We start from the raw sequence: 3,484 nt of genomic DNA, 5'->3' as shown, positions 1-3,484 counted from the left end.
AATTTCTCGCGCCATCACCGTGGTAGCCACTATTGCCGATGACAATGATGACTTGTTACAAGCTGAGTTTGGTGCGGCCTAGAATCTTCCGATTCAACTTGATGTTAGCACACAGGTGAAGGCATGTGACAGATAAAGCTTAAAACATACCAGTTAGCAAACAAATCAGCCAACAATGGCATTGTTTAATACTTCAGACTTACCACTTGAGACTTCTGATAGTTCAGACTTACCACTTCAGAGTTCATCCTGGCGTTTAATTCCCTTACTACAGGCATCAGGGCGGCTTCAGATGGCCATTGACCAGTGGCTACTAGCCCAGCACCAACGGGGAAAACATCCCCCAGTATTGCGATTTTATACCTGGGCATCACCAACCATCTCTCTGGGCTACCATCAACGCCGTTGGCCTGAGTTCTGGGAACAACTCACTTGGGCATCACAACCAGTAGAGCTGGTAAAGCGTCCCAGTGGTGGTAGAGCTGTGCTACATCAGGGAGATTTGACCTATATGGTGGTTAATTCCGGATTGACTGGTAAACGTCTTGATGCCTATCACCAAATTTGTGAGTTTTTGATTCAGGGGTGGCGCTCCCTTGGTGTAGAGTTGCACTATGGTTCAGCTGGACGGGGGTATATTAACAATCCCAACTGTTTCGGGACTGCTACTGGTGCCGATTTAGTCTTAGCAGATGGTTCTAAACTTATTGGTAGTGCTCAATTGCGCCGTGGTAATGTGATTTTGCAGCATGGCTCAATTCGCTTAGAACCAGATGCTGGACTCTATACTCAAGTGTTTGGGGAAGCGCCCCCTCCCTTTCATCTACCCATGGCTCAACAGGGCGATGCCTTAATAAACATTGTGGTGCATGCCCTAACTGATGCTGCTGCTGATTGTTTTGGTGTGGAGTTGGTAGAGAAGCCTTTATCAAATCAGGAGTGGCAAGAAATTCTGGCTTTGGTAAATAGCCCATCAGATCAATAGCCCATCAGATCAAATCTGCTTGAACACCCATAGTTAAGGCTGATGGGAAAGCAGACAAGTACAGGTTTTTATCATCGGTAATCATCTATAAATAATTCGCCAAAGCCGTTCGTGTTTGGCCGTAGGCGAAAGCGTGCCCGAACGCGCCCCGCGTGGCTAAAAGGCCAAAAGGCCTCCGCTGCACGAACAGGACTTAAGCAAAAGTAGGTAACAAACTCGCTTATGTCTGAAATTACTTCCATAAATGACTTGGGCGTGATGACTTGTAAACTACGAATCTTGTTCCGAGCCAAATATACTCCTGGCTCGTTTCTCAATCTTTTACAATAACTGCCATAAATCCCATCTCCTGTCAGTATTTTCCCTGAGGGTAAGTTCAAGGTAAGTTTATATAATCCTAAACAAGCACCTTTTTCAGTAATAGCTTCAAGTATGCAGCAGCACAGATGAATCAGGCTACCAATTTTTTTTTACGGCTTAGGGTTTGCTAAATTTAATAATTTGACTCATTTATACCAATCATTTCATAATCACTAAAATATATAAAATTATAACTTAAAAAAATGGTTTATTTTAATAAATAACATTAGATTTATACATGGTTAAGTGATAATAAATTATAGATATTTTTAAAGTTATGAGTAAATCAATTTGTGTTGATAGGATCCTGAAGCAGTGACATACGATCAAGACAAAAATCTCATCTTAGTTGTAGATGATACACCCACCAATTTATCAGTCATATCCCAGGCTTTGCACAATGCTGGCTTTACAGTTGCTGTGGAAACAGATGGTCAAAGCGCGATTGAACAAGTTAACTATAATCAACCCGATCTAATTCTATTGGACGTAATGATGCCAGGAATTGACGGATTTGAGACTTGCAAAAGACTAAAAGCAAACCCCTTAAATCGAGACATCCCGGTAATTTTCATGACGGCACTGACTGACACAGTTGATAAGGTCAAAGGTCTTTCCATCGGAGCCGTCGATTACATCACCAAACCCTTTCAACAAGACGAGGTATTAGCTAGAGTAAGGATACATCTACAACTAAGACATTTGACTAGAACTCTTGATGAGCAAAATTCCCGTTTGAAAGAAGAAGTTGCGGAACGTGCGGCGGCGGAAACGAGGTTAAGTAAGACTTTCCAACAGCTTAAGGAAGCCCAAGAGCAAATTATTGCCACAGAGAAACTAGCATACCTCGGCACGTTAACTGCAGGGGTTGCCCATGAACTGAGGAATCCTCTCAACTTTGTCAACAATTATGCCGAAGGTTCGATGGAGTTAGCTGAGGAACTCATCGAAGAATTTAAAATGCAATTAGAGCATATAGAAACAACAACAGCTAATTATATCAAAGAAACCTTGACAGAACTGCGAGACAATTCTCTCGCTATCAAACGTCATGGTCAAAGAGCCGAGGGCATCATTCAAAGTATGATGCAGCATGCTCGAACTGACAGTACTCAACTCCAACTGACTGACCTCAATACTGTATTAGCCCAAGCTATCCAGTTGGCTTATCACAGTGTTCGTGCCAAGAATCATGACTTCAATGTCACGATTAAAACTGACTATGATGATTCCATTGGTCAACTGGAGTTGGTGTCTAGTGATATTAGTCGTGCCTTCATTAACATTATCGAAAATGCTTGCTATGCCCTCCAGAGCAAGCAGAAGAACATCGGTGAACCATTTCCCGCCATACTTTGGGTGAAGACATTGCGCTTAAGTGACTCAGTAGAAATTCGGATTGGTGATAATGGTACTGGTATCCCGCCTGAAATTAAGGAGAAGATCTTCCATCCTTTCTTTACTACTAAACCTACGGGAGAAGGAACAGGCTTAGGATTATCCTTAACCTATGATATTATCATTGGACAGCATAGAGGAACACTCAATGTGGACACTGAATTGGGAGCTTATACGGAATTTATAATTTGTCTACCCTTCACGAATTTAGACAGCAGCAACTGACACTCCTTTGGTCATCATATATTCACAAACTAGCAAACATAATCAAATAAATTTACTACTCTAGACTGTTACTTAGTCAAGGGTTAATGGGAATTATATAGATATATCACGTTCAGTATTTTTAGTAGTGTTCATAATAAACGTTTTTTTGGTAATGGCTAATAAGTCATGGCTAATCGGTCATGGCTAATCAGTCATGGGTAATGGGTAATGGGTAAGAACAATTCCAAATTTAAAATTCCAAATTAATTATTTTTATTATTACCCATTACCAAATATTAAAACTAAGTGGTAATCCTCAAGGGGAGATAAAATTACATGGCATTTGCAAAAAAAATCATCCTTGTTGTGGATGATGAGCTGGAATTAGAACGTCTCATAAAACAGCGACTTAGAAAACGGATCAGAGCTCAAGAATTGGACTTTTTATTTGCGCATAACGGCTCTGAAGCGCTCGACATCCTAAAATCCTCAAAACGAATAGATCTGATCTTAACTGATATCAATATGCCTGAG

General features: G+C 41.0%; 3 protein-coding genes and 1 pseudogene. All 4 read left to right on the top strand.

Translation table 11 applies throughout. From position 1 onward, the window contains the following. Positions 1-82 (top strand): annotated as a pseudogene (locus F6K52_RS34130) (YbjN domain-containing protein); the annotation flags it as partial. A 93-nt stretch (positions 83-175) separates the two neighbouring features. Then, a complete protein-coding gene (locus tag F6K52_RS34125; protein ID WP_293089303.1) occupies positions 176-985 on the top strand; it encodes a lipoate--protein ligase family protein in 810 nt (269 codons plus the stop codon). A gap of 675 nt (positions 986-1,660) precedes the next feature. Then, positions 1,661-2,968 (top strand): response regulator, encoded by a 1,308-nt coding sequence (locus F6K52_RS34120; protein WP_293089301.1) that lies wholly within the window; start codon positions 1,661-1,663, stop codon positions 2,966-2,968. 318 nt (positions 2,969-3,286) lie between these two features. Beyond that, positions 3,287-3,484, top strand: a 198-nt coding sequence (locus F6K52_RS34115; RefSeq protein ID WP_293089299.1) for a response regulator, incomplete at its 3' end; no start/stop codon positions are given.

Source organism: Moorena sp. SIO3H5 (assembly GCF_010692395.1).
Classification (GTDB): domain Bacteria; phylum Cyanobacteriota; class Cyanobacteriia; order Cyanobacteriales; family Coleofasciculaceae; genus Moorena.
Note: the sequence above shows the minus strand (reverse complement) of the source record. Positions and strands in the feature narration are given on the sequence as shown.